This window comes from Candidatus Sodalis pierantonius str. SOPE (assembly GCF_000517405.1).
In the GTDB taxonomy this organism is placed as follows: domain Bacteria; phylum Pseudomonadota; class Gammaproteobacteria; order Enterobacterales; family Enterobacteriaceae; genus Sodalis_C; species Sodalis_C pierantonii.
Genome location: NZ_CP006568.1, coordinates 2,749,673 through 2,774,481, shown reverse-complemented (window position 1 = coordinate 2,774,481; position 24,809 = coordinate 2,749,673). Strand labels below are relative to the sequence as shown.

18 protein-coding genes and 8 pseudogenes are annotated in these 24,809 nt (G+C 57.6%); 11 read left to right on the top strand and 15 right to left on the bottom strand.

The annotated features are described in order from the left end of the window. Positions 1 to 65: 65 nt before the first annotated feature. From ruvB to aspS, 6 genes and pseudogenes are all read right to left on the bottom strand, one after another. A pseudogene (gene ruvB, locus SOPEG_RS14045) lies at positions 66 to 918 on the bottom strand (Holliday junction branch migration DNA helicase RuvB). Positions 919 to 926: 8 nt separating this feature from the next. Then, positions 927 to 1,544 (bottom strand): annotated as a pseudogene (gene ruvA / locus SOPEG_RS14040) (Holliday junction branch migration protein RuvA). 107 nt (positions 1,545 to 1,651) lie between these two features. Beyond that, positions 1,652 to 2,173 carry a crossover junction endodeoxyribonuclease RuvC gene (ruvC, locus tag SOPEG_RS14035; RefSeq protein WP_025245817.1) on the bottom strand — a complete coding sequence of 174 codons (522 nt, stop codon included), beginning with the start codon at positions 2,171 to 2,173 and terminating at the stop codon, positions 1,652 to 1,654. Between the two features lie 43 nt (positions 2,174 to 2,216). Then, positions 2,217 to 2,960, bottom strand: a complete 744-nt coding sequence (locus SOPEG_RS14030) for a YebC/PmpR family DNA-binding transcriptional regulator (RefSeq protein WP_025245816.1) — start codon at positions 2,958 to 2,960, stop codon at positions 2,217 to 2,219. 23 nt (positions 2,961 to 2,983) lie between these two features. After that, positions 2,984 to 3,424 carry a dihydroneopterin triphosphate diphosphatase gene (gene nudB, locus SOPEG_RS14025; protein ID WP_025245815.1) on the bottom strand — a complete coding sequence of 147 codons (441 nt, stop codon included), beginning with the start codon at positions 3,422 to 3,424 and terminating at the stop codon, positions 2,984 to 2,986. Beyond that, positions 3,424 to 5,214 carry an aspartate--tRNA ligase gene (gene aspS, locus SOPEG_RS14020; protein ID WP_025245814.1) on the bottom strand — a complete coding sequence of 597 codons (1,791 nt, stop codon included), beginning with the start codon at positions 5,212 to 5,214 and terminating at the stop codon, positions 3,424 to 3,426. The genes nudB and aspS overlap by 1 nt, the downstream gene beginning before the upstream one ends. A gap of 368 nt (positions 5,215 to 5,582) precedes the next feature. Here aspS and SOPEG_RS14015 point away from each other — a divergent pair, with 368 nt between their 5' ends. From SOPEG_RS14015 to cmoB, 5 genes and pseudogenes are all read left to right on the top strand, one after another. Continuing rightward, positions 5,583 to 6,152, top strand: a complete 570-nt coding sequence (locus SOPEG_RS14015) for a hydrolase (RefSeq protein ID WP_025245813.1) — start codon at positions 5,583 to 5,585, stop codon at positions 6,150 to 6,152. A 75-nt stretch (positions 6,153 to 6,227) separates the two neighbouring features. Next, a complete protein-coding gene (locus SOPEG_RS14010) occupies positions 6,228 to 7,046 on the top strand; it encodes a DUF72 domain-containing protein (protein WP_025245812.1) in 819 nt (272 codons plus the stop codon). Between the two features lie 107 nt (positions 7,047 to 7,153). Then, on the top strand, positions 7,154 to 7,549 hold the full coding sequence (locus SOPEG_RS14005) for an MAPEG family protein (RefSeq protein WP_025245811.1): 396 nt from the start codon (positions 7,154 to 7,156) through the stop codon (positions 7,547 to 7,549). A gap of 88 nt (positions 7,550 to 7,637) precedes the next feature. Further along, positions 7,638 to 8,373: pseudogene (cmoA, locus tag SOPEG_RS14000) on the top strand (carboxy-S-adenosyl-L-methionine synthase CmoA). Continuing rightward, complete coding sequence (cmoB, locus tag SOPEG_RS13995) at positions 8,370 to 9,341, top strand: tRNA 5-methoxyuridine(34)/uridine 5-oxyacetic acid(34) synthase CmoB (RefSeq protein WP_025245810.1); 972 nt, start codon at positions 8,370 to 8,372, stop codon at positions 9,339 to 9,341. Before cmoA ends, cmoB begins: the two are co-directional and overlap by 4 nt. Before the next feature lie 275 nt (positions 9,342 to 9,616). Here the strand turns inward: cmoB and cutC are convergent, their stop codons facing one another. After that, positions 9,617 to 10,375 carry a copper homeostasis protein CutC gene (cutC, locus tag SOPEG_RS13990; protein WP_025245809.1) on the bottom strand — a complete coding sequence of 253 codons (759 nt, stop codon included), beginning with the start codon at positions 10,373 to 10,375 and terminating at the stop codon, positions 9,617 to 9,619. A gap of 99 nt (positions 10,376 to 10,474) precedes the next feature. Between cutC and SOPEG_RS13985 the strand changes: the two are divergent. Continuing rightward, positions 10,475 to 11,564 (top strand): annotated as a pseudogene (locus SOPEG_RS13985) (MalY/PatB family protein). A 5-nt stretch (positions 11,565 to 11,569) separates the two neighbouring features. Here SOPEG_RS13985 and SOPEG_RS13980 read toward each other — a convergent pair. After that, a complete protein-coding gene (locus SOPEG_RS13980; RefSeq protein WP_025245808.1) occupies positions 11,570 to 12,130 on the bottom strand; it encodes a VOC family protein in 561 nt (186 codons plus the stop codon). A 703-nt stretch (positions 12,131 to 12,833) separates the two neighbouring features. On the opposite strand from SOPEG_RS13980, the gene argS reads away from it, so the two are divergent. Beyond that, positions 12,834 to 14,564, top strand: a complete 1,731-nt coding sequence (gene argS, locus SOPEG_RS13975) for an arginine--tRNA ligase (protein ID WP_025245807.1) — start codon at positions 12,834 to 12,836, stop codon at positions 14,562 to 14,564. 98 nt (positions 14,565 to 14,662) lie between these two features. On the opposite strand, the gene murJ is transcribed toward argS, so the two are convergent. After that, entirely contained in the window at positions 14,663 to 16,204 is a 1,542-nt protein-coding gene (gene murJ / locus SOPEG_RS13970; RefSeq protein ID WP_025245806.1) for a murein biosynthesis integral membrane protein MurJ, read from the bottom strand. A gap of 460 nt (positions 16,205 to 16,664) precedes the next feature. Between murJ and istA the strand changes: the two are divergent. Continuing rightward, positions 16,665 to 17,649 (top strand): annotated as a pseudogene (gene istA / locus SOPEG_RS13965) (IS21 family transposase); the annotation flags it as partial. Here istA and SOPEG_RS13960 read toward each other — a convergent pair. Together SOPEG_RS13960 and rimJ are read right to left on the bottom strand one after the other, a co-directional pair. Next, positions 17,546 to 18,568 (bottom strand): Gfo/Idh/MocA family protein, encoded by a 1,023-nt coding sequence (locus SOPEG_RS13960; protein ID WP_025245805.1) that lies wholly within the window; start codon positions 18,566 to 18,568, stop codon positions 17,546 to 17,548. The pseudogene istA and the gene SOPEG_RS13960 sit on opposite strands and share 104 nt — an antisense overlap. 17 nt (positions 18,569 to 18,585) lie before the next feature. Next, complete coding sequence (gene rimJ / locus SOPEG_RS13955) at positions 18,586 to 19,170, bottom strand: ribosomal protein S5-alanine N-acetyltransferase (RefSeq protein ID WP_025245804.1); 585 nt, start codon at positions 19,168 to 19,170, stop codon at positions 18,586 to 18,588. 279 nt (positions 19,171 to 19,449) lie between these two features. On the opposite strand from rimJ, the gene mdtH reads away from it, so the two are divergent. The 3 genes and pseudogenes from mdtH (at position 19,450) to SOPEG_RS13940 (ending at position 22,121) form a co-directional block, all read left to right on the top strand. Then, positions 19,450 to 20,667, top strand: a complete 1,218-nt coding sequence (mdtH, locus tag SOPEG_RS13950; protein ID WP_025245803.1) for a multidrug efflux MFS transporter MdtH — start codon at positions 19,450 to 19,452, stop codon at positions 20,665 to 20,667. Between the two features lie 141 nt (positions 20,668 to 20,808). After that, a complete protein-coding gene (gene grxB / locus SOPEG_RS13945; RefSeq protein WP_025245802.1) occupies positions 20,809 to 21,456 on the top strand; it encodes a glutaredoxin 2 in 648 nt (215 codons plus the stop codon). Between the two features lie 109 nt (positions 21,457 to 21,565). Continuing rightward, a pseudogene (locus SOPEG_RS13940) lies at positions 21,566 to 22,121 on the top strand (lipoprotein). A 420-nt stretch (positions 22,122 to 22,541) separates the two neighbouring features. On the opposite strand, the pseudogene SOPEG_RS29715 reads toward SOPEG_RS13940, so the two are convergent. The 4 genes and pseudogenes from SOPEG_RS29715 to SOPEG_RS27630 form a co-directional block, all read right to left on the bottom strand. After that, positions 22,542 to 22,892, bottom strand: a pseudogene (locus SOPEG_RS29715) (TorD/DmsD family molecular chaperone); the annotation flags it as partial. Between the two features lie 55 nt (positions 22,893 to 22,947). Next, positions 22,948 to 23,871 carry an IS5-like element ISSoEn1 family transposase gene (locus SOPEG_RS13930; RefSeq protein WP_025243926.1) on the bottom strand — a complete coding sequence of 308 codons (924 nt, stop codon included), beginning with the start codon at positions 23,869 to 23,871 and terminating at the stop codon, positions 22,948 to 22,950. Positions 23,872 to 23,944: 73 nt separating this feature from the next. Next, positions 23,945 to 24,163 (bottom strand): annotated as a pseudogene (locus SOPEG_RS29710) (molecular chaperone); the annotation flags it as partial. A 277-nt stretch (positions 24,164 to 24,440) separates the two neighbouring features. Then, positions 24,441 to 24,800 (bottom strand): hypothetical protein, encoded by a 360-nt coding sequence (locus SOPEG_RS27630; protein ID WP_148297087.1) that lies wholly within the window; start codon positions 24,798 to 24,800, stop codon positions 24,441 to 24,443. Positions 24,801 to 24,809 lie beyond the last annotated feature (9 nt).

Sequence of the window (24,809 nt, the reverse complement as noted above, 5' to 3'; positions counted from 1 at the left end):
TATGCGCCGCCTGCGGCCACTGCGCCGCGGTGGGACGCGGCCGCTGATGCTCGGTGCCGGCGGCGTTATGCGTCTTCGCCGCCGTGTCCCTCAAGCTCGAAATGGCGATAGGCGTGGACGGTGACGATACGCCCGCGGGGTGTTCGCTGTATAAACCCTTGCTGGATCAAAAACGGTTCCAGCACATCTTCGATTGTCTCGCGCTCTTCGCCGATTGCCGCCGCCAGGTTATCCAACCCTACCGGTCCGCCGACAAATTTATCGATGATGGCCAGCAGCAGTTTGCGATCCATGAAGTCGAACCCTTCGGTATCGACATTCAGCATATTCAGCGCGTTCACCGCCACTTCATCGCTGATGTGGCCCGCGGCCCGCACATCGGCAAAGTCACGGACCCGGCGCAGCAGCCGGTTGGCGATACGCGGCGTCAGCGAGCCTACACGGGTGGTGGCGCCCACCAGGGTAAACGGCGGGAGCTCGATTTTGATTGAGCGCGCGGCCGGCCCTTCGCCTATCATGATATCCAGCTGATAATCCTCCATCGCCGGATAAAGCACTTCCTCTACTACCGGCGAAAGCCGATGGATCTCATCGATAAATAAAACGTCATGGGGCTCAAGGTTGGTCAGCATCGCCGGCTTTTTCCAGCACCGGGCCCGAGGTGGTGCGCAGATTGACCCCCATCTCGTTGGCGACAATGTTCGCCAGCGTGGTTTTACCCAGCCCGGGCGGCCCCGAGATGAGCAAATGATCGAGCGCGTCGCCGCGCATTTTCGCCGCCTGAATGAAAATCTCCATCTGCTCGCGCACGTGGGGCTGGCCGATATAGTCCGCCAGAGTTTTCGGCCGGATAGCGCGATCGATCACCTCTTCTTCCGTCACCGTCGCGGCACTCATCAGTCGATCGTCTTCTATCATCCTCTACCTCACAGCGCGGCGCGCAGCGCATCACGGATAAGCATTTCACAATCGGCGCCGGCGCTCGCCACTTTGCTCACCATCCGCCTTGCCTCCTACGGTTTATACCCCAGCGCCACCAGCGCGGCAACCGCTTCGCTCTCGGGATCGGCCGGATTGACCTGCGCGTCGATGGCGGGAGGGATATCGCCCACGCTCTGAGGGGCGAACAGATCGCTGGACAGTCCTTTAAATCTGTCCTTCATTTCAACCACCAGCCGTTCCGCGGTCTTCTTGCCGACGCCGGGCAATTTCACCAGCGCGTTAATTTCCTGGCGCTCCACGGCGCTGACAAACTGCTGCGCCGACATCCCGGAGAGAATTGCCAGCGCCAGCTTCGGCCCGACGCCGTTCACTTTAATTAGTTCGCGAAACAGCACCCGTTCCTGCTTATGGATAAAACCAAACACCAACTGGGCGTCCTCACGCACCACGAAATGGGTGAAGATAACCGCCTCCTGACCGGTTTCCGGCAGGGCATAGAAACAGGTCATCGGCAATTGCACCTCATAACCCACCCCATGCGTTTCCAACAGCACCTGCGGCGGCTGCTTTTCCAGAATGATGCCTCTAAGACGTCCGATCACCTCGACTTTCCTTTACGCGTCAGGTTATTGCTTTTGATGGTTATGCTTATAACATAACAAAGGCTGGATGGATATCCAGCCTGAAGGTAAACGCGCCAACCCGGCGGTCAGCTTAGCCTGCCGCGCGCCAAATTAAGCCCGCCGCTGCCCATGCGCAGGGCATTCCGGCTGACGTGGCAATGGGTGATGGCGATAGCTAACGCATCAGCGGCGTCCGCCTGCGGATTGGCCGATAGCGTTAATAGGGTACGCACCATATGCTGTACCTGGCTTTTCTCCGCCGACCCCGTGCCCACCACCGTCTGTTTCACCTGACGGGCGGCATATTCAAACATCGGTAAATCCAGGTTAATCGCCGCCACGATGGCGACGCCGCGCGCCCGGCCCAGCTTTAGCGCCGAGTCGGCGTTTTTGGCCATGAAAACCTGCTCAATCGCCGGGCAGTCGGGCTGAAACTGCGTGATAATTTCGCTGACGCCGGCATAGATAAGCTTCAGGCGACCGGGCAGATCGTCCACTTTGGTGCGGATACAGCCGCTGCTCAGGTAGCTCAGTTTACGCCCATCCTGGCGCACGATACCATAGCCGGTAATACGCGAGCCGGGATCGATACCTAATATCACGGTCATACCGCTGCCGCCTGGCTTGCGCGATACCGCGGGAAACCGGTCATCACAAGGTCGCCGCCACCTCGTCGGAAATCTCACCGTTGTGGTAGACTTCCTGCACATCATCGGAGTCTTCCAGCATATCGATAAGGCGCAGTAGTTTGGGCGCGGTCTCAGCGTCCAGATCGGCACGGGTAGACGGGACCAGCGCCACTTCCGAGGCTTCCGGCGTCAGGCCAGCCGCTTCCAGCGCGTCTTTGACTTCACCGAACGCGTCCGGCGTGGTGTACACATCGATCGCGCCGTCATCATAAGTGATAACGTCATCGGCGCCGGCTTCCAGCGCCGCGTCCATGATGGTATCTTCGCTCAGGCCCGGCGCAAACGAAATCACCCCTCTTTTGGTAAACAGATACGAGACGGAGCCATCGGTGCCCAAATTACCGCCGGTCTTGGTGAAGGCGTGACGCACCTCGGACACGGTACGGTTGCGGTTATCGCTCAGGCACTCAACCATGACCGCGGTACCGCCAGGGCCATAGCCCTCATAAATGATGGTCTCCATCTGGGCGTCGTCATCTCCCCCCACGCCGCGGGCGATGGCGCGATTGAGCGTGTCACGCGTCATGTTATTCGCCAAGGCTTTATCCACCGCCGCGCGCAAGCGAGGGTTGGAGCCAACATCCCCGCCGCCCAATCTGGCGGCGGTGACCAATTCGCGGATAATCTTGGTGAAAATCTTCCCGCGTTTGGCGTCCTGTGCGGCTTTACGATGCTTGGTATTGGCCCACTTACTATGACCTGCCATATCTCTCTCCGAAAAAAGCCTTCTCAGGCCGGATAAATAACAAATTCTTCAATCGCCTGCCGGTTACTCCAGGATTTGGTCAGCGCGGCGGCGTCGGCGGCGGCCATCCAGCGCCAGCTGAGATGCTCGCTTAACACGGGCGCCTGCTCACAGGGTAGCGTCAAACAGAACCAATATTCTGTATTGTGCGTCACTCCGGGCGCGTAACGGTGGCGAAAATGACTAAAAATCTCAAATTGAATGCAGCGCTGGCAATCGGTGAGCGTCAGTCCCGCGGCATCGGCATCAAACCCGGTTTCTTCGCGCACTTCTCGCCGCGCCGCCGCCGGACGTTCACCGGCGTCTATACTGCCGGTAACCGACTGCCAAAATGCCGGGTCATCCCGGCGCTGTAACATCAAAACCCGCCCGCTGTCGGCGGCAGAGATGACCACCAGCACCGAAATTGGGCGTTTATAAGCCATTAAGACCAACCGTTTTCCATCGCTTCTTTACCCTTACCGACGACCGCAATCGACAGATCGGCCAGCACCTCGGCATTGCCGAAGCTGGGGGCTTCGGTCATCAGATCCGCCGCCGCGGTGGTTTTCGGAAACGCAATAACATCGCGGATATTGTCGGTGCCGGTCAGCAGCATCACCAGACGATCAAGGCCGAAGGCCAGGCCCGCATGGGGCGGCGTGCCGTATTTCAACGCATCGAGCAGGAAACAGAATTTCTCCTGCTGTTCGTGTTCATTGATACCCAGAATGCCGAACACGGTCTGCTGCATGTCGCCGCGGTGGATACGCACCGAGCCGCCGCCGACCTCGTAACCGTTGATCACCATATCGTAGGCGTTGGCCACCGCCGCCGTCGGGCAGGCGGCAAGGGTCTGGGCATCGATCTCCTTCGGCGCGGTGAAGGGATGATGCATTGCGGCCAGGCCGCCGTCTTCGTCTTCCTCAAACATCGGGAAGTCGACCACCCACAGCGGCGCCCAGCGGTCGGTTTCCGTGAGCTGCAGATCCAGGCCGAGCTTGAGGCGCAGCGCGCCCAGCGCATCGGTTACAACGTTTTTGCGATCCGCGCCAAAGAAAAGGATATCGCCATCGGCGGCGCCGGTGCGTGCCAGAATCTGTTCAATCACCTGCGGCCCCAGGAATTTCGCCACCGGGCTTTGCACCCCTTCCGCGCCGGCGGCGCGCTGGTTGACCTTCATCCACGCCAGCCCTTTGGCGCCATAGATTTCAATATATTTGCCGTATTCGTCAATCTGCTTGCGGCTCAACTGCGCGCCACCGGGCACGCGCAGCGCCGCCACGCGGCCCTTGGCGTCGTTGGCGGGCGCGGAGAACACGTTAAACGCCACGTCCTTGACCAGATCCGCCACATCCACCAGCTCCATCGGATTGCGCAAATCGGGTTTGTCGGAACCGAAGCGGCGCATGGCGTCGGCATAGGTCATCTGCGGGAAAACGCCCAGGTCGACGCCGGTAATGTCGCGCCACAAATCGCGCACCAGCCGCTCCATCACCTCGCGCACCTGAGCCGCAGTCATGAATGACGTTTCCACGTCGATCTGGGTGAACTCCGGCTGACGATCGGCGCGCAGGTCTTCATCGCGAAAACATTTCACGATCTGGTAGTAGCGGTCGAAACCCGACATCATCAGCAGCTGTTTAAACAGCTGCGGCGACTGCGGCAAGGCGTAAAACTTGCCTTTATGCACCCGGCTGGGCACCAGGTAATCGCGCGCGCCTTCTGGCGTCGCTTTGGTCAACATCGGCGTTTCGATATCGAGAAACCCTTCGGCATCCATGAAACGGCGCACGAAGCTGGAGATACGCGCCCGCGTTTTGAGGCGCTGCGCCATGACGGGACGACGTAAATCGAGGTAGCGGAATTTCAGGCGCTGCTCTTCGGTATTATTCTGATTGGCGTCGAGCGGCAGCGGCTCCGAGCGGTTGATAATGGTCAGTTGGGTGGCCAGGACTTCTACGGCGCCGGTGGCCATATCGCTATTGACCTGACTGTCCGGGCGGGCACGCACGATACCGGTCAGTTGCAGACAAAATTCATTGCGCAGCTCGGCGGCGCGGGCGAAGGCGTCCTGACGATCGGGATCAAAAAACACCTGCACTAGGCCTTCCCAGTCACGCATGTCGATGAAAATCAGACCGCCAAGATCGCGACGGCGGTTGACCCAACCGCATAACGTCACTTCCTGGCCAACATGTGACAGGTTCAGCTGTCCGCAATATACAGTACGCATTAGGATATCCTTAAAATTCAGTCCGTCAGCGGGTGCCGGAATGGGACAAAACGAGCTGTTATTCATTAATGGCTGCGCACGGCGTGGGCGGAACCGGCGCCGAGTCTTTGCCCGGCATCACCGGCCGGCGGGTGCGCGCTGCACGGGCCGGCGTTTGAAAGGCGGTCATTATAAAGGAATTTCAGGCACAGCATAAGCCCGTCTGCGCTGCCAACGCCCCCGTCACTGAAATTAGCGATTCTCCTCATAAATATTAACAAAATTCACCGCGCCGACGCTGTCACATCCCGCATGGAGTAACATACTCTTGGCTGACCGGCCCGGGGCCCACCCGCGGGTGTCGGGCAATATTGACTCACGGAGATCCTATGCTTAAGCTCAGTCCTTCTCGTACCGCCTTGGTGCTCATCGATTTACAAGAAGGGATTTTACCCTTCGCCGGCGGCCCGCACAGCTCCGCGGACGTCGTCAAACGCGCGGCCGTGCTGGTGCAGGGTTTTCGCGACGCGCACGCGCCGGTATTTCTGGTCCGCGTGGGCTGGTCGGCCGATTTCTCCGACGCATTGAAACAGCCGGTGGATAGCGCCAGCGGCGGCCCGCTGCCGGCCAACTGGTGGGACATTCCCGCTGCCCTACAGGCGCAAGACAGCGACATTCGGGTCATAAAACGCCAGTGGGGCGCCTTCTACGGTACCGATTTGGAAATGCAGCTGCGCCGGCGCGGTATTCAAACCATTGTCTTGGGCGGGATTTCCACTAATATTGGCGTGGAATCCACCGCGCGTAATGCCTGGGAGCTAGGTTTCGAGCTGGTGCTGATGGAAGATATTTGCAGCGCCCACGATGAGTCCCAGCATAACGGCAGCTTCCAGCATATCTTCCCGCGCCTGGGCCGCGTGCGCCGCAGTGCGGAAGTGCTTCACGCCCTGGCCGGTTAGCGCCCGCGGCGGGCGGGAAATCCGCCTCGGGCCGGCTTGGGCGTCACGCGGCCGGCCCTTCTTTCTGGAGACGCTATGCTCTATATCGGCTTGCCCCAGTGGCAGCACAGCGGCTGGGGCCGCTACGGGCTGTGTACGCTGGCGGATTACGCCCGCCACTTCAACTGCGTGGAGGGCAATACCACGCTGTATGCGCTGCCCGATGCCGGGCGAGTGCGCGAGTGGCGCGCTATGACGCCGGAGACGTTTCGCTTTTGCTTCAAGTTTCCCGCCACCATCAGCCACCAGGGCGGGCTGCGCCACTTCCAGTCGCCGCTGGCGGCGTTTTTCGCTACCCTCGCGCCGCTGGCGGATCGTATCGGGCAATATTGGCTTCAACTGCCGGCGGCGTTTGGCCCGGCCGACCTGGACCGATTGTGGGCCTTCCTTGACGCGCTGCCGGCGGATTTCCATTACGGCGTGGAGGTGCGCCATCCGGCGTTCTTTACTAAACAAGACGAAGAGCGTGCGCTAAACCGCGGCCTGCAGCAGCGGGGCGTCAACCGGGTGATCCTCGATAGCCGGCCGGTCCATGCGGCGCTTCCCACGTCCCCAGCGCTCCGCTCCGCCAAGCAGCAAAAACCCAAGCTGCCGGTGCATGCGGTGGTAACCGCCGGGCGGCCGCTGGGGCGCTTTATCGGTGCCGACGATCCCGACGATAACGTCGCGCTGTTCCAGCCGTGGTTGGTCCGTCTGCCGCAATGGCAACAGCGGGGAACGCCGTTTTTGTTTATCCACACGCCGGATATTGCCTTCGCGCCGCCGCTGGTCCAGCATTTGTGGCCGAAATTGGCAGCACAAATCCCCACCATGGGCCCAACGCCGCATTGGCCACAGCAGGAAACGCTTTTCTGAGCGGTCAAAACCGCGCGAACCACCCGCTTTTTTTTTGCGACACCGCCGGTGACACAGGCTATTATTTTGCACGCGAAATATGGGGTGAACGAGGGAGTAACGTTAGGATGGTAAGCGCGCTTTATGTCGTGCTGGGCACATTGTTGCTGATAAAGTTATCGCTGGATGTCGTCAGGCTCAGGACCCAATACTGCGTGGCCACGGGTGACAGCGGTTTTTATGAATTACAGACCGCTATCCGGGTGCACGGCAACGCGGTGGAATATATTCCCATCTGCCTGATTTTACTCGTGTTGCTGGAAATGAACGGGACCCCCAACTGGACGTTGCACATCTGCGGGCTGCTGCTGATGGCCGGGCGGCTAATGCACTATTACGGTCTGCGCACGCGGGAATACCGCTGGCGGCGCGCCGGCATGAGCGCCACTTATTGCGCATTATTGCTGATGGTGCTGCTTAATCTCTGGTTCATGCCTTGGGATGTGGTGCTCAGTTGGCAGTAAGAACGGCACGCGTCGGCGCGCGGGACACATGCTTTATCGCCGCTATTCTGATAGAATAGGGATTTTGCACAACGACGCCTATTTTGCCATGACCCATCGTGATGACCTTTTCTCGGCGTCCATAGCCAGCCTGGGCGACTGGACTTTCGACGATCGCGTCGCCGAAGTCTTTCCTGATATGATCCAGCGTTCCGTCCCCGGCTATTCCAATATTATCTCGATGATCGGAATGTTGGCCGGCCGCTTTGCCCGCGCGGGAACGCAGATTTACGATCTCGGCTGCGCCCTCGGCGCCGCGACGCTCGCAATGCGCCGCGCCATCAACCACACCGATTGCCGCATTATCGCGGTGGACAACTCGCCGGCGATGATAGCCCGCTGTCGGCGCCATATCGAAGCGGTCCGCGCCGAGACACCAACGGAGATCGTCGAAGGGGATATACGCACCGTCCCTATCGAAAACGCCTCGCTGGTGGTGCTCAATTTTACCTTGCAGTTTCTCGAACCCGAGCAGCGCCAGACATTGCTAAATCGCATTTATCAGGGGCTTAATCCCGGCGGTGCCGTGGTGCTATCGGAAAAATTCAGTTTTCAGGATCGGCGCGCTATTGTTCGATATGCACCACGATTTCAAACGGGCCAATGGCTATAGCGAACTGGAGATCAGCCAGAAACGCAGCATGCTGGAAAATGTGATGCTCACCGACACCGTGGAAGTGCATAAACAGCGTCTGGCCGAGGCGGGGTTCGGTCATGCCGAGGTCTGGTTCCAATGCTTCAATTTCGGCTCATTGATTGCCATTAAACCGGAGAGCGGGCAGTGAGTCAGTTTGCCGATTTTTATCAGCTTATCGCCAAGAGTCCATTGAGCCACTGGCTCAATACCCTGCCCGCACAACTGAGCGAGTGGGAGCACACTTCGTTGCACGGCAAGTTTACCCAGTGGTTTAACGCGATGGAAAAACTGCCGACGCTGACCTCCGCGCGTCTGGATCTGCTGCACGGCGTAAGCGCGGACAGCCATCCGCCGCTACCCGTCGGCCAGCAGTCGGGGATCGAATCCCTGCTGCGCCAGCTGATGCCGTGGTGTAAAGGCCCCTTTTCGCTTCATGGCGTCACTATCGACACCGAATGGCGCTCTGACTGGAAATGGGAACGCGTGGTGCTGCATATCGCGCCGCTGGCCGGCCGGCTTATCCTGGATGTAGGCTGCGGCAACGGTTACCACCTGTGGCGGATGGTTGGCGCCGGCGCGCAGCTGGCGGTCGGCATCGATCCGATGCAGGTGTTTTATTGCCAATTTACCGCGGTGCGCAAGCTGCTCGGCGGTGATTTACGGGCGCATCTGCTGCCGTTGGGCATTGAGCAGTTACCGGAATTGGCCGCCTTTGACACCGTGTTTTCCATGGGGGTGCTGTATCATCGCCGCTCGCCGCTCGATCATTTGTTACAGTTGAAAAATCAATTGGTTAGCGGCGGTGAACTGGTGTTGGAAACCCTGGTGATCGAAGGCGACCAGAACCAGGTGCTGGTCCCCGGGGAGCGTTACGCCCAAATGCGCAATGTCTACTTCATTCCCTCCCCCGCCGCTCTGATCGGCTGGCTGGAAAAATGCGGGTTTGTGAACGTGCGTCAGGTGGATATGTCGGTGACCAACACTGATGAACAGCGGCGCACGACGTGGATGACCAGCGAATCCCTGGCGGATTTCCTGCACCCCGACGACCCGCGATTGACCATCGAGGGCCACCCCGCTCCGCTGCGGGCGGTTATCGTGGCGGAGAAACCCTGACGGCAAACGGTGCGTGGGGCCTAAGCGCCTCTTCGACGCCGATCTGCGCTCTCTCACCGCTACTCTGCGCCCCATCATCGATTACGGCAGGCGCGCTGACGCGTCCGGTGGCCGACGCGGGGGCTAAGGGTGTGAGGGCCAGTCGTCATAGCATCGGGCCAGGAAAGCCGCTAAGAGCGTTTAACGCGAGATAAAAAGAAGCCCCAACAAGAGGTTGGGGCTTGGTACTTGCAAGCATCACGTGGGTTTAAGCGTGTGCACGGCAAAATCGGTTATCACGCCGGACGCGTCGCAACGGGCAACACGGTCAGCGCATGTTTCATATTGGCTACCATTTCACCGTCTACCCGATAACGGCTGAACTCGTCCGCTTCACTGTCGGCGCTCATGCTGACGCCCGCTTTCCGGTAGCGCATGCCGGAGGGGACAAATTGACCGGCGGAGCTGTGCAGCTCTTGGATCCCGCTTTGCACGAACTTATGCAGGTTAGTCAATCTTACGCCCGCTCCCGCCATAATGATTGGACCACGACTCAGCTCGGTCAGTTCCCTCAATAACGCCAAACCTGTTTCCGCGCTTTGCTGTTGACCGGAACTAAGGATGCGCGCCACCCCTAAATCGGTTAATTGCCGCAGCGCCTGATAAGGATTGAGGCACATATCGAAGGCGCGGTGAAAAGTGACCGCCATAGTGCCGGCAAGGTGCATAATGCGCCGCATACGCGCCAGGTCAACGTGTCCGTCCGCATCAAGCAGGCCAATCACCAGCCCCGGAAAGCCCATATCACGGACCTGTGCGATATCATTAAGCATCACCTCAAACTCGGCAGCACTGTAGCAAAAATCACCGCCGCGCGGGCGAATGATGGGATGAACCGGCAACGCAACGCGGTCGCGTACCGCCTGTAGCGTTCCAAAACCGGGCGTCACCCCCCCTTCTTTTGGGGCACAACAAAGCTCAATCCGGTCCGCGCCCGCTTGCTCGGCCGTTATGGCGCACTCCGCGCTATAGCAGCAAACTTCCAGTTTTGGCATGGTATACTACTCCTTTCTTGACGGCCCTGAATTACTGGCATAGCACACTATGCCATCAAACGGCGGCGTTATTGTTTTTAATTGTGCAGGGAAAAGACTATGGCATTCAACTTCGATGAATGTATCGACCGGCGTCACAGCGATAGTTATAAATGGCAAAAGTACGCCGGACGGGATGTCATTCCACTCTGGGTGGCCGATACCGATTTTCGCTCCCCTCCCTGTATTATCGAGGCGTTGCGCGCCCGTGTCGAACATGGCGTGTTTGGCTACGGCTCATCGCCGACGGATCTGACCGAGATTTTCATCCAGCGGATGCGCGAACGCTATCAATGGGAGGTCAGGGCGGAATGGCTCGTTTTTCTGCCGGGGCTGGTAAGCGGCCTGCATCTGGCGGTCCGCGCGCTGACCGCGGCAAACGAGGCGGTGGTGATACCCAATCCTATCTATCCGCCGTTCCGCGCGGCCGCCCGCAGCGCGGGCCGTGAACAGCGGCTGGCGCCAATGCGACTCGATGCCGATCGCTGGTGCGTGGATTTCGCCGGCACCGATCCCGCACTGTCCGGCAACGAACGCCTGTTGATGCTGTGCAATCCCCACAACCCCGGCGGAAGGGCCTATCGTCGCGAAGAGCTTTTGCAGCACCTGGCCTTTGCCCGTGAGCACGATCTGCTAGTGTGCTCGGATGAAATTCATTGCGATTTATTGCTGACCCCCGGTCTGCGGCATATCCCCTTCGCGTCCCTGGACGAGGACGCGGCACAGCGCAGCATTACTCTCATGTCGCCGTCGAAAAGCTTCAATATCGCCGGACTCGGGGCGTCGGTGACGGTCATACCCAATGCGCGTCTGCGCATGAAATTCGCCGCGCAGCGCGCGGGCTTGGTGCCGGCCGTGGATGTGCTGGCCTTGTGCGCCGCAATCGCGACCGGCTCAGGGCTCGCCTGCGGGACATGCCCGGTCTGACGCTGGCAGGCCCCGAGGCGACCTATTTGGCCTGGATTGACGCCAGCGGCCTGGGCGTCGCCAATCCACACGCCTTTTTTGAACAGGCGGGCGTCGGTCTCTCCGCCGGCGCCGATTTGTACGGCTCAATTTCGGCTGCACCCGGGGGGTGCTGGACGCCGCCCTGGAGAGGATGGCGCAGGCCATCAACAGAGCTAACCCCCTAAGCGGGTCGCTGACCTAATAACGTCAACGGCGCCCGGCGGTAACGATATCGCTTAGTCGATGAGGGTGGAATTTCACGGTGACGCGGCCATCGCTGATGGCAAGCGTAGGATTGGCTAGCGTGTCCTCCTGAGCACGCGGCTGGCTTTGTTTGATGCGCAAATCGGGCGAGGCCAATGCCCCCTCCGAGATTAGCGCCAGCGCCCGCGGGTAAAACGTATCCGTTTCACCCGGCAGCACCATTTCAATATGTTCCCATCCTTCATGGGGATATCGCCGCTCGCCGGGCCAGGGCAGCTCAATACAATGGATTGCTTGTCCTTTTAACACCAGCGGCGTCGTCAGTTCAAACAGCGCAATGTTACGACCGTTAATTTTCGTTTTATTCAAAACGCGGCCGCATTGAGAGAAACCCTGATACCAGCGTTGCGCCGTCACGGTTTGATGACAGCGCACGGCAATATGATCGATAAAAAAAGCTTCTGGCAAAATACCTAATCTATTCGTTAAAGCGTATAGCTCGGCGTCAAAACGTACTAAATCGATTTTTAAATCCAATAATTGTGGAACGTCGGTCCAATTCATTTTTCTTTATCCTTATTTATCTTTTTTGCCCCCGCATCGCGCCCTGCCCGGCGCACCGCGCCGTAGGCCGCTTCGCCCCTCCGGTTGGACGGCAGGCGAACGCGCAATAGAGTATTAAGATTAATCTGTTAATTTGCAAGAGGGCATTTAATGGCAAATATTTATCATACTTAATGGAAATAGTAATGTTCGCCCTATTTCCTAACATTACACTTACAAACATCAGCTTTATCTCATATTTCAAAGTGATTAGAGGCGTAAAAGGTAGGTATATTCTTAAAGCGCGTCGAGCGGATTGTGCGTCCAGGTTATTTCAGCTATTTTAGACACCTAAATAATCGAAGGTATATAAAATGCTATTATTAGCTTTATGCCTGTTGCTGGTTATTGTCGCTGTCTATTCCATAATCCAGCATTTACGCAGCAAGAATCGTAATCAGCTCGGCATTTCCCGCAAAGAACGCCGCCGCTATCGGTAATGCCCCCGCTTCCCGCTTCGCGGCGGGCAGCCTCCCTGCTTTACTTTCCGCGCCCGTTAAATCCGTCTTACCCGCTCTACTGACTCCCGCCGCCGATTATGGTATAAGCATGATTTATTTTTCGGATCTGACCACCGTGGCCGCCCGGTTATGGTGGCGTAGTCAGGTTGCCAGGGAATGTCAGCGCTCTGCCTGCCTCCCGCCCATGCAATAAAGGTATTACGGTGAACATCCACACACTTCTCTCTGAAAAAATCCAGCAGGCGCTGGTGGCCGCAGGCGTGAGCGCTGACTGCGAAGCGCAGGTGCGGCAGTCGGCCAAGGCTCAATTCGGCGATTATCAGGCCAATGGCGTTATGGCGATCGCCAAACGGCTCGGTCTGCCGCCCCGCGCGCTGGCGGAAAAAGTCGTCAGTTTGCTTGATTTGAACGGCATCGCGCGCAAAGTCGACATCGCCGGTCCCGGTTTTATCAATATCTTTCTCGACCCGCGCTGGCTAGAGAATCAGCTTGTCGAGGCGCTCTCTTCGCCGCGTCTAGGGGTTGCAAGCGTCGCGCCGCAAACCATCGTGGTGGATTATTCCGCCCCCAATGTCGCTAAAGAAATGCATGTCGGCCATGTACGTTCGACCATCATCGGCGACGCCTCGGTGCGCACGCTGACGTTTTTGGGCCATAACGTTATCCGGGCCAACCACGTCGGGGATTGGGGAACACAGTTCGGCATGCTGATTGCCTACCTGGAAAAAGTGCAGGACGGCGGTGAAGCGGAAATGCAGCTCTCCAGTTTGGAAAGCTTTTATCGCGCCGCCAAACAGCACTATGATGAGGAGCCGGCTTTCGCCGAGCGAGCGCGCGGCTATGTGGTGAAGCTCCAGGGCGGCGATGTGTATTGTCGGCGGATGTGGCGCAAGCTGGTGGATGTCACCATGGCGCTGAATCAGAAAACCTATGACCGGCTCAACGTGACGCTCAAGCGCGAAGACGTCATGGGCGAAAGCCTGTACAACGCCATGCTCCCCGGGATCGTGGCGGATTTGAAGGCCAAAGGGCTGGCGGTGGAGAGCGAAGGCGCCATCGTGGTGTTCCTTGAGGAATTCAAAAACAAAGAAGGCGAGCCCATGGGGGTGATCATCCAGAAAAAGGATGGTGCTTACCTCTATACCACCACCGATATCGCCTGCGCCAAATACCGCTATGAAACGCTGAAAGCCAATCGCATCATTTACTATATCGATTCACGTCAGCATCAGCATTTGATGCAGGCCTGGACCATCGTGCGCAAGGCCGGCTACGTACCTGAATCGGTACCGCTTGAACATCACATGTTCGGCATGATGTTGGGCAAGGACGGCAAGCCGGTTAAAACCCGGGCCGGTGGGACCATAAAACTCACTGACCTGCTGGACGAAGCGCTGGAACGCGCGCGCCGCCTGATTGCCGATAAAAATCCCACCATGGACGACGCCGAGCTGGAAAGGTTGGCGCAGGTGGTGGGTATCGGGGCGGTGAAGTATGCGGATTTGTCGAAAAGCCGCACCACCGATTACGTTTTCGACTGGGACAATATGCTGAGTTTCGAGGGCAATACCGCGCCCTACATGCAATACGCTTACACGCGCGTCGCCTCAATATTCAAACGCAGCGACCAGAATGAGCAGCAGCTCAGCGGCGCTATTCGGCTGGCGGTGGAGCAGGAAACTCAGCTGGCGGTTCGTTTGCTGCAGTTGGAGGAGGCCATTGTGACGGTAGCGCGCGACGGCACGCCCCACGTATTGTGCGCCTATCTTTATGATTTGGCCGTGCTGTTTTCCGCCTTCTACGAACACTGTCCGATCCTGACTGCCGAGAACGAAGCGTTACGCCAAAGCCGTCTGCAACTGGCGCTGCTCACTGCGCGCACCTTGAAACAAGGACTGGATCTGTTGGGTATCGAAACGGTCGAGCGGATGTAGCCGGGGCTTAACCCTGGATTGCGCCACCCTTGACCGCCGCGATCGTTGAGTAAGTCAGCCCGCCTAGCGCGGGCCGGCTTTTGTTCGCGGGAAAGGGTTTAGTGAACCTGCACCGAGCGCGCGAAGTGGCGCGGACGGAACCCCACCAACCACAGCGTGGCGAAATAAACAATAGCGCTTGCCGCCGCCACGCCCATCAGGCGCAACAGCCGCCAGAACATGGCGCCCTGCGCCCAGTCCGGCATCACCGACAGCAGCCCGACCAGCGCCGCCGCCATGATAATGACCGCTAGCATCAGACGGCAGAAAAAGCCGAGCCAGCCCGGCTGCGGCTGAAACAGTTTTTGCCGGCGCAGCTGCCAGTACAATAGCCCGGCGTTGAGACAGGCGGCCAGGCCAATGGACAGCGACAAACCGGCGTGTTTCAGCGGGCCGATAAAGGTCAAGTTCATCAGTTGGGTCATGACCAGCGTAATCATCGCCACGCGCACCGGCGTTTTGATGTCCTGACGGGAGTAAAATCCCGGGGCCAACACTTTCACTAAAATCAGGCCGACCAGGCCCACCGAGTAGGCTATTAGCGCGCGCTGGGTCATCAAGGCGTCAAAGGCGGAAAACTTGCCGTACTGGAACAGCGCCACCGTCAGCGGGTGCGCCAGAATGCCGAGCGCCACCGCGCTGGGCAGCGCCAGCATGAAGCATAAGCGTAATCCCCAATCCAGCAGACGGGAGTATTCATCGTGATTGCCATGGGTAAAGCTGCGCGACAACGAGGGCAGCAGAATAGTCCCCAACGCCACGCCCAGCACCCCGGAAGGGAACTCCATCAGGCGGTCAGCGTAATACATCCAGGAGACGGAACCGGACACCAGAAAGGAGGCAAATATGGTATTGATAATCAGCGAGATTTGGCTGACTGACACGCCGAGGATGCCCGGCCCCATTTGCCGCAGCACGCGCCATACGCCGGCGTCGCGAAACTGCACTCTGGGCAGCACCAGCATGCCGATTTTTTTCAGGTGCGGCAGTTGATAGCCTAACTGGAGAACACCGCCGGCCACCACCGCCCAGGCCAGCGCCATCACCGGCGGATGAAACAGCGGCGCCGCCAGCAGCGCGAAACCGATCATGCTGACGTTAAGCAACGTTGGCGCGAACGCCGGCACCGAAAACCGGTTCCAGGTATTCAGTACCGCGCCCACCAGCGAGGTAAGGGAAATTAACAAAATATAGGGAAAGGTGACACGTAACAGCGCGGTCGTCAGGGCGAATTTTTCCGGCGTATCGGTAAACCCCGGCGCAGTGATCATAATGACCCAAGGCGCGGCCAGCATACCGGCGACGGTGACCAGCGCCAGCACCAGCGTAAGCAGGCCGGCGATATAGGCGACAAACACGCGCGTTGCCGCCTCCCCCTGCTGGCTCTTATATTCCGCCAAAATGGGCACAAACGCCTGGGAGAAAGCGCCTTCGGCGAAGATACGCCGCAGCAGATTGGGAATTTTGAAGACGACAAAAAAGGCGTCGCTCGCCATACCGGCGCCAAACACCCGCGCCACGATAGCATCGCGAATAAACCCCAATACGCGGGAGAAAAGTGTCATGGAGCTGACCGCTGCCAGCGATTTCAATAAATTCATGGTGGTGTTTTTCTGTTCCGCCCGGACGCCGTCAACCTAAGCTTGGCGCGCCGCCCGCGGCAAATCCTGAGCCGTTAAGGTGCGCCTAGTCTACCCTGCCCGGAGAAAATCGCTACTGTCCGTTAGCGGCGTCGCGATAACGGCCGGTGGCGCCGCCCGTCGGGGAACAGCCCGGCCATACGCTGCGAGCGTTGTGGCGTGCGGACATCAAACCTCACGCTCCGCGAGCAGTCGCTCAATCCAGCGCTGCGCGCTGATGCTCTCCTCGCCATCGAGACACGTGGGGGTCTGGTGCTGGTTCCGATCACATCCGATCACTGATTCCGATTTCACCCGATCACTAATTCTGATTTCATCCGATCACTGATTCCGGTCGCCCGATCAGCAATTCCGATTCTGTCCGATCGCTCATCTTCTGTTCCGCCATACTCTGGAGACTTTTAGCTTCCGGGGGCATGGCATGGCACGTAAAAAGAAGAAAGCGAGAACGGAAATATGCATCTATATTAATGTCTTACGTATGAAATCCTAGCAGCGTCGCTCGAATCGCACTATCGCAGCAGCGCTCGGCATAGGCTGTACTACCGTGCACGATATCCTCGGCCGATTCACGGTAGCTAACCTGGTCTGGCCATTGCCGGCGGAACTGTCCCCCGTCGACCTCGACCGCCTGCTCTATCCCGGTAAATCCGGAAAAGTTATCAATACCTTACCCAGCTGGCTTGATATAGATACCGAGTTAAGCCGCAAGGGCATGACCAAACAGCTGCTCTGGATGGAATATCAGTCCGCCGTGGGCGGTGATGCCCTCGGTTACTCACAGTTTTGTGCACTGTTCCGTGACTGGAAAAAGAAGCAGCGGCGTTCCATGCGCATGGAGAACAAGGCTGGCGAAAAGCTCTTCATCGACTTCTGTGGCCCCACCGTACCTATCGTCAACCCTGCGACCGGTAGCGTACGCCAGGTCGCTATCTTCGTCGCTGCCATGGGCGTGTCAGGCTATGCGTATATCGAAGCCTGCGAAGGCCAGGACATGGCATCGTGGCTCAACGTCAATAGCCGCTGCCTGCACTTCATGGGTGGGGTTCCGGAGCTGATGATACCTGATAATCTGCGCAGCGCTGTCAGCACCCCTGACCGCTATGAGCCGGTCATAAACCAGAGCTACCAGGCGCTGGCAAATCACTATGAGACAGTGGTGCTACCGGCGCGCCCCGAGAAAACCGAAAGACAAGGCGAAGGCAGAATCAACTGTGCAGCTGGTAGAACGCTGGGTTTTGGCCCGGTTGCGTAAACGTAGGTTCTACTCGCTGGCCGAACTCAACCAGGTGATACGAGAACTCAATCATGAGTTGAATTTGCGCCCGATGCGTCATTACGGCGGACAAAGTCGCCTTGAACGCTTCGAGCAGCTGGACAAACCGGCTCTTGGGCCTCTACCGCCTGGACGGTCACTTCTGAGAAAAGGCATTTACACAGAATCGTGTACAAGGTCGAACAGCTGATCGGATACGTCGGAATCTGCATCTGGTTCGCCGCGCAGTCGATAAAGTGCTCTACCGCGCCGGTGAACCCGCGCTGGGTTAAAATCGTCTGCCAGACGGGGACAGGCAATTCCCCTAGCGTTCCCGCGCGTTCCCATTGAAAACGGCTCATCTCCTCTACCCGATAGAGCGCGCCGCGGGTCACGGCGGTGACGGTTTCCCGCTGGCTGCCCGCCTGGCGGTGCATAGCGGTGGTAACCAAACCCTCGCCGCAGCGAAACGCGTGCTCGGCGTACAACAGCTGGCCCGTCCCATTGTTCCATACCACACCGCCGGTCAACGCCAGCGTCCCGCCCGCCAACCATAAGGCGGTGTCCACGACGTGCAGATAATCATCTAAAAGCGTAAAACGCACGTCCTGCGGCCCGACGCTGTCGCTACGATGCTTATCCATGCGCAGCGAAGCAACGTGCTGCATGTCCTGTTTGAGACGCTGGTATAGCGGCGCGAAGCGGCGGTTGAAACCGACCATCAGTATCCGCTGCTGCCGGGCGGCCAGCGTCAGCAGTGCTTCCGCCTGCTCGAGGGCAGCTGCCAGCGGCTTATCCACATACACATGCCGACCGCGCTTGAGCAAATCGCTCACCACAGCGAAATGACTTTCGGTGCTGCTATGGACAAACAGGGCGTCGCACTGCTGCGCGAGTTCATCTATCCGGGCAAAACAGGGAATACGATAACTGTCGCAAAGCGCCCGCGCCCGCGACTGATTGGGTGAGAAGGCGCCCACTAAATGCCAGCGCGCGGCGGCGCCGAGCAGCGGCAAATACACTTTTTGCGCAATGCCGCCCAAGCCAATAATGCCAATCCGTAATGTCATACCGCTCCCCCGAAACATTAGCGACCGGGCGTCCATTCACTGTAGGTCAATGCCATCAGAACATGGTCTCGCCACTGGCCATCGATCAATAAATACTCTTTCGCGTAACCTTCGCGAATAAATCCAAGCCGCGCCAGTAAACTGCCGCTGCGATGATTGTGAGGCATATAATTTGCCATTATTCGATGCATATGCTGCTGCCGCTGCATATAGCGTACGGCCGCCTGCAGCGCTTCAAACATCAGCCCCTGCCCTTGCCACATTTCTCCGAGCGAATAGCCGAGAAAACAGGCATGAAACGAGCCACGCAGCACATTGCTGAAATTCGCGACCCCGCGAATTTCCGTTTCCAGCGGATCGAGCAGGACAAAATAATAGGCGCTGCCCTGTCGATGCATTTCGTTAATCATTCCCAGACGCGCCTGCCAGCCTGAGGGATAACAATGACTCTCGTCGCGTATCGGCTCCCAGGGTTTGAGATAATCCCGATTAACCGCATAGTACTCTGCCAGACGGTAATCGTCCCGTTCATTGGCCAGACGTACCACCAGCCGATCGGTGACCAGCCACACCTTTGGCGATGCTGAGGGATAGCCGAACATCTTTCCTCCGCCCTCCCGTTTTGCCTACCTGAACCGACGCGGTTGTCAACACAGCGGTACAATACCCGCTCGTCTGTTTCACCTAAGCCTCATGCCGCGTTTTATGCTGACCGGGGCGCTGCGCCACTTATAAACAATAATATAATCGTGTTAATAAAGTATATGCTTTGCTAATTCCGCACTATTAAAAAATATCATCCCTAAGCACACTATCGCTAATCAAATATTCCGTTCAGAATAGGCTGTCCTCTTCGTCTTTATTGCAACTTAGGGTGGAGCATGTCGTCGGTCTCGCAAGCTAGGAGCTTGGGTAAATATTTTCTGTTAATGGATAATATGCTGGTGGTGATGGGCTTTTATGTCGTCTTCCCGCTCATTTCCATACGGTTTGTCGATCAACTCGGCTGGGCCGCGCTGCTGGTGGGTATCGCCCTCGGCCTGCGGCAGTTTATCCAGCAGGGGCTGGGTATTTTTGGCGGCGCCTTTGCCGACAGACTGGGGGCGAAGCCGATGATCATCGCCGGTATGCTGATGCGCGCCCTGGGGTTCGTATTAATGGGCATCGCCGACGAGCCCTGGCTGCTTTGGCTCTCCTGTGCGCTCTCCGCCTTGGGGGGCACCCTATTTGATCCGCCCCGGACGGCGCTGGTGATTAAATTGACGCGCCCCTGGGAACGAGGGCGCTTCTATTCGCTGTTAATGATGCAAGACAGCGCCTGCGCCGTTATCGGCGCGCTGCTCGGCAGTTGGCTGCTGCGCTATGATTTTAAATTGGTGTGCCTGGCCGGCGCAGTACTGTTTGTGTTCGCCGCCATCTTTAACGCCTGGCTGCTGCCGGGGTACCGTATCTCCACCGTACGCGCGCCGATGCTGGAAGGCATGCGCCGGGTGCTGCGCGATCAGCGCTTCGTGACCTACGTGTTAACCTTGACCGGCTATTACATGCTTTCGGTACAGGTGATGCTGATGCTGCCGATCCGCGTCAACGAGGTGGCGGGCCAGCCCACGGCGGTGAAATGGATGTATGCTATCGAAGCGGCCCTGTCGCTGTCGCTGCTCTACCCCATTGCCCGCTGGAGCGAAAAGCGCTTCAGGTTGGAAACCCGATTAATGGCGGGGCTGACCATCATGCTGCTGAGTTTGTTCCCAATCGGCCTGATCCAGGATTTGCGCGCGCTGTTCATGTTAATCGGGCTGTTTTACATCGGTTCTATCATTGCCGAACCCGCGCGGGAAACGTTGGGCGCGTCGCTGGCGGACAACCGCGCCCGCGGCAGCTATATGGGATTTAGCCGCCTGGGCCTGGCGCTGGGCGGCGCCATCGGCTATAGCGGCGGCGGCTGGCTGTATGATGTCGGCAACCGGCTGGAGATTCCGCAGCTTCCCTGGTTCATGTTGGGGCTGATAGGTTTTATTACCTTGCTGGGCTTGTACCGTCAATTTCAGCAGCGTCCCATTGAGCCCGTGATGCTCAACGGTCGCAGTGAAGGCTCCTGACGGCGTGCACGCCAGGGTGGCGGCTTTCCCCTTTTGCCGGCGCTGCGGTTGATCCCGGGCGTAAAGTTACCCATACTTTTTTCCCTATGTACCTTATTTGGCGCAGTAGGCGCCAATACCCCACGGGAGGATGCCGACATCATGAAATTATACATTTATGAGCACTGCCCCTTTTGCGTAAAAGCCCGCATGATTTTTGGCCTTAAAAATATTCCCATCGCGTTGCACGTGCTGGCGAATGACTATGAAACCACCCCCATCGCCATGGTGGGGCAGAAAATGGTGCCGATCTTGCAAAAAGATGACGGCAGCTACATGCCGGAAAGCATGGACATCGTACATTATATTGACAACCTTGACCGGCGCCCGCTGTTGACCGGCCCGACACAGCCCGCCATTGGCAAATGGCTAAAGGACATTAGCGACACCGCGCAGCGCCTGCTGCTGCCGCGCTTTGTGCGCGCGAGCCTGGAAGAGTTCGCCACCGAGCAGGCCCGCCGGTATTTCATTAATAAAAAACAGGCCAGCCTGGGGGATTTCGAGCAATTGCTGGATCACACGCCGGGCTTGGTGAAAAAAATCAGCCAGCAGCTGCGCGATCTGGATCCGTTGATTAAGCAGCCCAATGCCTGCAACGGCGAAGTGTCCGAAGACGATATTCACCTGTTTCCCTGGCTGCGCTCGTTAACCCTCGTTGCCGGCATCAACTGGCCCACCCGCGTTGCCGATTATCGCGATAATATGGCCAAACAGACGCAGGTGAATCTCTTGTCCAGTATGGCGCAATAATCCGTGCCGGAGATGCCCCGCGCGGGGCGTATCCCCTGCCCGCTCCCGAGGCATTTATGTTATGCTGTTCGCCCCTCGTCGTGAGGGGTGAACAACCTATGGGGAAGGAATGAAACGAGGTAATCGCTTCGCGCTGGCGGTGGTGTTTGGCGGCCTGCTGCTGAGCGGCTGTAATCGGTTGACGCATTACAGCCTCAGCGAACAAAAAGTGAATGACTATCTGCAGCAGCACAATGATTTCCATAAATCCATCGGTATCTCCGGCCTGATCTCGGCCGATATCGTTCTACAGGATTTGCACAGCCAGATTGGTTGGGAAGAGCCGGGTAAGGTCACGTTAGCCGGCAATGCCCGCTTTAACGTCGTTTCCCTGCTGGGTTCACAACAGGCTGACGCTGAAAGCGCAGCCCTACTACGACCCCGAGCAGGGCGCCATTTATCTTAAAGATATGCAACTGGTCAATTATCAGGTCAACCCGGAAAAACTGACCGGCACGCTGCGCACGCTGGAGCCTTATCTTCAGCAATCGTTAAGGAGCTGGTTCGATGCCCTGCCGGCTTACCGTCTGGACGCCAATCGCAGCAAAAGCGAGGCGCTGGCGAAGAAACTGGCGAAAGGGATTGAGGTCAAGCCGGGTAAACTGGTGATTCCTTTTACCCGCTAAACCCCGCCGCGGCAAACCTGCCCCGCGTCGGCTCTGGTTTTGACGTAACTTCGTGGAGAGCGTAAGCAGCTGAGTCGGAGCGGCCAGTTGGGCAGCATGACTCGGCGCTTCCCCCGGTAAAGTCGCTGCGGCGTGGGAATCGGGCGAGGACGACAGCACCGGCAAGGCGCGGGTCATTGCCCCATCCTCACTTATCGGTGCAGGCGGCGACACACCGTCAAGGCGTGAGCGCCTGCATATCGCCCGGGGGGTGATTTCCTTATTGCTGGTCCAACGGTAATCGATCACGGGTGAGGCGGTTGAAATAGCGGGAGCTTCTTAGGTGCCGCCGCGCTAATTAACTCATGAAGGCGTACGCCATGGCAGAATATGGCGCCAGCGATTGCCCTAACGCACGCCTCCCCCCCCTCCCCAGGCGTGTTACCCTTCCTGCTCTGCGTCGGAACCCAGCTCGTCACGTAACTCAGGCAGCGCTTCACGACAGAGAATTGCCAGCGCACGATAAAAGCCGGTGCCGGCATGAGCCTCCACTTTATCGAGAAAACGTTCGCTCCAGGTCAAAAGAAAATGGTCAAACAGCTGCCATTGTGCTTCGGTTTCATCCTGCTGCGCCTGATCTTCAAGCCAGGAGCCGGGCAGCAACAGCGCGCCAAAGTGGTCGGTGGGTTTTTCACCTCAGGGCATACCGCGGGCGAGCAAAAAAGCGCGAATGTCCTGCTCGTCGGCGTCCAACCAGGCGGATCGGTAGGGGGAAACTTTAGGCGTCTCGCCGCTTTGTTGAATAAATCCGAAATTTGTGACGACTTCCTCCCTATCAGGGCGATTGTTACATGATGCGGACGCTGTTTGGCATTCCTAACAACGTGATCCGGTTAAGCGCTTTGACCATTGCCATAGCCTCACCTACCTGCGCGTCATAGTCATGCAGACTCAGATGACCACCCAGAAGTGTTTTAAACCGGAACATGGCCGTTTCAGCCAGTGAACGCCGGTGATAACCTACTTTCTTTTTCCAGGTATCGTTATTGCCGCTCAGATGCTGATTTGCCACCGCATGGTTACGCTCATGGTATCGAGCTGGCCAATATTGCGCACCACTTCGCGGTGGGATAAGCGGCTTTATTTTTTTCCTCAGCAGAGCATCATGACAGTAACGCGTATCGTAAGCACTGTCAGCCGACGCTTCCCTGATTTTCCGGTGGGTTTGGTTAATCAGCCCGGGCAGCGCCTGCGCATCTGTCGTACCGCTTAGCGATAAATCGGCACAGATAATTTCATGTGTCGCGCTATCTACTGCCAGATGAAGCTTGCGCCATACTCTGCGCCTCTCAGCCCCATGCTGCCTGACTTTCCATTCGCCTTCGCCGAAGATTTTCAGGCCGGTGCCATCGATGACCAGGTGTGAGATTTCGCCGCGGGTTGGCGTTTTTATGCTGATGTCGACGGTTTTTGCTCGCCGGCTGACCAGAGAGTAATCTGGGCAGCGCAGCGACAGCCCCATCAGTTTAAAAATCGCGTCAACGAAACCCTGTAACGCCCGGAGCGAAAGGTTAAACACGCGCTTTATCATCAGAACCGTGGTAATGGCCATATCGGTGTAGTGAAGCGGCCGGCCACGATGTTCAGGTGGTGTACTCTCAGTCCATGCAGCAATGGCTGACTCATCAAGCCATACTGTCATGTCCCCCCGCTGCCTGAGCGCATTGTTGTATGCGGGCCAGTTGGTGATTTTAAACTTTTGCTTTGCCATGGGGACCTGATTTTGAAACGAATGTAGTGATCAGAGCCGCCAGTCACCTAAAAGTTCGATTTATTCAACAAAGCCGCGTCTCGCCACAAAACAGCGCTTGAAAGTCTTGCTGCAACGTCTCGGGCACGCATTCTTGTTGCATACGCGTAAGCAGCGCGTCTTGTTTCAGCGGCCAATGCTCGGCGAGCTTATTCTGCGCGATAAGCGTAAGCAAGGGTGAGAGTACCTCATCCTGCGGCTAACGGTAAAACAACGTGCCAAGCACCCGGCACACCAGCGAAAAATCATTCATCTTTAACCCCCTAGCGGTTCATCGGCGCAGACAGTGTCATAGATCGGTCTAATGCGCAATCCCGCCGCGTCATCGGTGGGCTAACAAAGAGGGCAGCGACGGCGCAAAAACATCGCGCTAACGACGCGCGCCGGGGTGGCCGACACCACGCTGCCCCCCTGTTACCTCACCTGCCTTGCGGTGGCCCCAAACGCCGTGTATCCGCCTCTTGCGACGCAAGACAAGGCATTTGGGAAGTGAAGGCAGCAAATGAGGTTGAACGAATAACTAAAAAAGGTTAATTAATACTCCTATTCCAGTTTAACAAATAAAGCGTGGTGACTATCAGGCGGAAAAATCCTAAATTAAAGCGTTTTTTTGACAGGAAAAATACCCGAATTTTTCCCGTTTTCTCCCCCTGAGGGCGGTTGCGAAAAACCGGGTTTGCATCAGACGTCGAATATTTCACACCGCGCCCCCTTAGGATAATACTCAGATAAGTTATGTAAAATAGATGAAATTGCCGAGAGGCACTCAAAAGCCTTGCCAAACGCATCACCGTCCGCCGCTCCCTAAATGTCACCAATGAACCAAGCATATCCAGCATAAAACACTGCACATTATCTAATGCTGCTGATAAAACACGAAGAAAAACCATGGATTTCAC

Excerpts from the sequence above, each read along its gene's own strand:
- ruvC (WP_025245817.1), bottom strand. The coding sequence starts at position 2,173 with ATGACCGTGATATTAGGTATCGATCCCGGCTCGCGTATTACCGGCTAT.
- SOPEG_RS14030 (WP_025245816.1), bottom strand. The coding sequence starts at position 2,960 with ATGGCAGGTCATAGTAAGTGGGCCAATACCAAGCATCGTAAAGCCGCA.
- nudB (WP_025245815.1), bottom strand. The coding sequence starts at position 3,424 with ATGGCTTATAAACGCCCAATTTCGGTGCTGGTGGTCATCTCTGCCGCC.
- aspS (WP_025245814.1), bottom strand. The coding sequence starts at position 5,214 with ATGCGTACTGTATATTGCGGACAGCTGAACCTGTCACATGTTGGCCAG.
- SOPEG_RS14015 (WP_025245813.1), top strand. The coding sequence starts at position 5,583 with ATGCTTAAGCTCAGTCCTTCTCGTACCGCCTTGGTGCTCATCGATTTA.
- SOPEG_RS14010 (WP_025245812.1), top strand. The coding sequence starts at position 6,228 with ATGCTCTATATCGGCTTGCCCCAGTGGCAGCACAGCGGCTGGGGCCGC.
- SOPEG_RS14005 (WP_025245811.1), top strand. The coding sequence starts at position 7,154 with ATGGTAAGCGCGCTTTATGTCGTGCTGGGCACATTGTTGCTGATAAAG.
- cutC (WP_025245809.1), bottom strand. The coding sequence starts at position 10,375 with ATGCCAAAACTGGAAGTTTGCTGCTATAGCGCGGAGTGCGCCATAACG.
- SOPEG_RS13980 (WP_025245808.1), bottom strand. The coding sequence starts at position 12,130 with ATGAATTGGACCGACGTTCCACAATTATTGGATTTAAAAATCGATTTA.
- murJ (WP_025245806.1), bottom strand. The coding sequence starts at position 16,204 with ATGAATTTATTGAAATCGCTGGCAGCGGTCAGCTCCATGACACTTTTC.
- SOPEG_RS13960 (WP_025245805.1), bottom strand. The coding sequence starts at position 18,568 with ATGACATTACGGATTGGCATTATTGGCTTGGGCGGCATTGCGCAAAAA.
- rimJ (WP_025245804.1), bottom strand. The coding sequence starts at position 19,170 with ATGTTCGGCTATCCCTCAGCATCGCCAAAGGTGTGGCTGGTCACCGAT.
- mdtH (WP_025245803.1), top strand. The coding sequence starts at position 19,450 with ATGTCGTCGGTCTCGCAAGCTAGGAGCTTGGGTAAATATTTTCTGTTA.
- grxB (WP_025245802.1), top strand. The coding sequence starts at position 20,809 with ATGAAATTATACATTTATGAGCACTGCCCCTTTTGCGTAAAAGCCCGC.
- SOPEG_RS13930 (WP_025243926.1), bottom strand. The coding sequence starts at position 23,871 with ATGGCAAAGCAAAAGTTTAAAATCACCAACTGGCCCGCATACAACAAT.
- SOPEG_RS27630 (WP_148297087.1), bottom strand. The coding sequence starts at position 24,800 with ATGGTTTTTCTTCGTGTTTTATCAGCAGCATTAGATAATGTGCAGTGT.